Origin of the sequence: Streptomyces torulosus, from assembly GCF_001419765.1 — a bacterium.
Classification (GTDB): domain Bacteria; phylum Actinomycetota; class Actinomycetes; order Streptomycetales; family Streptomycetaceae; genus Streptomyces; species Streptomyces torulosus.
Map to the genome: position 1 here is coordinate 1 of NZ_LIRK01000968.1, position 1,964 is coordinate 1,964.

A 1,964-nucleotide genomic window follows, 5' to 3' on the forward strand; every position below is an offset into this window, starting at 1 on the left:
CGTCGGCCGCGACGGGGCCGGGTCCGCCCGCCACCGGGCCCGGTCACCGCGTCAACCCGGCCGGGTCCGCCCGTCATCGCCGTCACGACCTGTTCCGCGCTCAGCACGAGCGTGGGGACGACGGCGGCGGCCGCGGCCTGCGCGACGCTCGCCTCCGTCGGCTTCGGCGCGAGCCTCGTCCAGCAGCAGCACCTACTGGCCCTCACACCGCCGGACCTCACGGGCCACGCCCTCGGCCTCCACTCGGCAGGCATGCTCACCCTCCAGGGCGTCAGCGCGGCCCTCGCGGGCGGAGTCGCCCAGCTGACCTCGCCGGGCACGGCGATGGCGGTGCTGGCCGCGGCGTCCGTGGCGGTGACGCTGGCGCTGGCGGTCGACCGCCCCCGCCCGCCCGTGCCGGACGGAGCGGGAGCGGTCCGCCCCTCCTCGATCGGCACGAGGGGCGGGACCTCCCGGACGGGAAGGTTCCGGCGCTGAGCGCGCCTCGGCGTTCATGATGGGCGCGCACCGGGCGCGGCCGGCCGGAACACGGGAACTTCGCCCCGAAAGCCTGTACTGCCACACGTTTCGCCATCGATGGGCGCCCGTAGCCGCTACCGTGCGCGCTGTCGCGCGGCGGCCGTATTGTTCCGCGATTCCCCGAGGGCGTGGCGGGACGGGGAGCGCGCCCCTCATGCTGACGTCCGGATCCCCGATGACGCGCCGGCACCGCGGAGGGGGCTCTCTCGGACGTACATGTGGGGAAGGTTTCGATGTCCAGAAGGCAAGTCTTATCCGTCGCCGTCCTGGTGACGGTCCTCGGCTGGAGCGTCGTGCTGGTCGCCGTCGGCCAGCCGGCCGCGGCCGCCGCCGTCGTCCCCACGCTCGTGCTGAGCGCGGAACAGGTCGTGACGGCGATGACGGGCGGACCCGGCCCGGTGACGCGGGGAACGGGCCCGGTGGCGGGCGGACCCGGCCCCGTCGCGGCCGACGAGGAGCGCCTCGGGTGACCCCGTCCCTGTCGCGGCGGCCCGGAGGGGGACCGCCGGCGGGCAAGCCCGGCCGAAAACTCGGGCCGATAGCCGACGGCGTGGGCGCCGCCCACCGCGCCTGGCTGGAGCCCCTGCGCCACCGGTTCCTGGCCAGCGGACTGACGATCAGCGAGCTGAGCTGCCGGTCCGGCTGGGCCAAGTCGAAGATCTCCGAACTGCTGCGCGGCACGGGCCGCTACCCCCGTTGGGAGATCACCTACGGTCTGCTGGACGTCCTCGACGTACCGAGCTGGCCGATGCGTCGACTCTGGATGGCCGCCGCGCTGGAGGCGGAGAAGAAGCCCGACTGGATAGACGGCTGCATCCAGAACCGCCCGCACCCGCCCGGGCGGGCCACCGTGTCGACCGGGCCCGCCGTTCCCCCGTTGGAGCACCAGGCGTTCACCGAACTCAACCGCTCCGCCTACCTCGCCTACGCCCGGCTGTTCCTCGGCGAGGACGAGGCGCGGGAGGTCGTCGCGGAGACGTTCGACGTGCTGTGGTTCCGCTGGGACGAGGCGCTGGCCAGCTCCGACGTGGTGCCGTTCGCCTGGTCCGTGCTGCGCCGCAGCGTGATGGCCCGAGCCCGCCACGTCGACGGCTGCCCGGAACTGGCCCGCACCGCCTTCGACACGGTCGCCCTGAGCGTGATCTCCACGCCGGAGGCGCGGTTCGCGCAGATCGAGGAGTCGATGACCCTCTTCAAGGCGATCAGCCGCCTGCCCGCCCACCAGTTGGACGTCATGGTGCTCACGTATCTGCGCGGCATGGACCACGCCGCCGTCGCCGACGTCCTGGGCGTGCCCATCGCCTCCGTCCACACGGCCGACCGGTACGCCCGCAAGACGCTCACCGCGGCGCTTCGCCTCCAGCAGCGGCACGGACACGACCCGGAGCCCCAGAACCACCCGGGAGAGATCCCCGAATGATCCCCACGCCGATGACCCCCATGCC

General features: G+C 73.9%; 2 protein-coding genes and 1 pseudogene. All 3 read left to right on the top strand.

The window, feature by feature from the left end:
* Positions 1-477, top strand: a pseudogene (locus tag AOK23_RS51245) (hypothetical protein); the annotation flags it as partial.
* Between the two features lie 275 nt (positions 478-752).
* On the top strand, positions 753-989 hold the full coding sequence (locus AOK23_RS43185; protein ID WP_079050044.1) for a hypothetical protein: 237 nt from the start codon (positions 753-755) through the stop codon (positions 987-989).
* Positions 986-1,939, top strand: a complete 954-nt coding sequence (locus AOK23_RS43190; RefSeq protein WP_063791516.1) for a sigma-70 family RNA polymerase sigma factor — start codon at positions 986-988, stop codon at positions 1,937-1,939. Before AOK23_RS43185 ends, AOK23_RS43190 begins: the two co-directional genes overlap by 4 nt.
* Positions 1,940-1,964 lie beyond the last annotated feature (25 nt).

What these genes read in the sequence shown, in the direction of transcription:
- AOK23_RS43185 (WP_079050044.1), top strand. Translation starts at nt 753, where the DNA reads ATGTCCAGAAGGCAAGTCTTATCCGTCGCCGTCCTGGTGACGGTCCTC.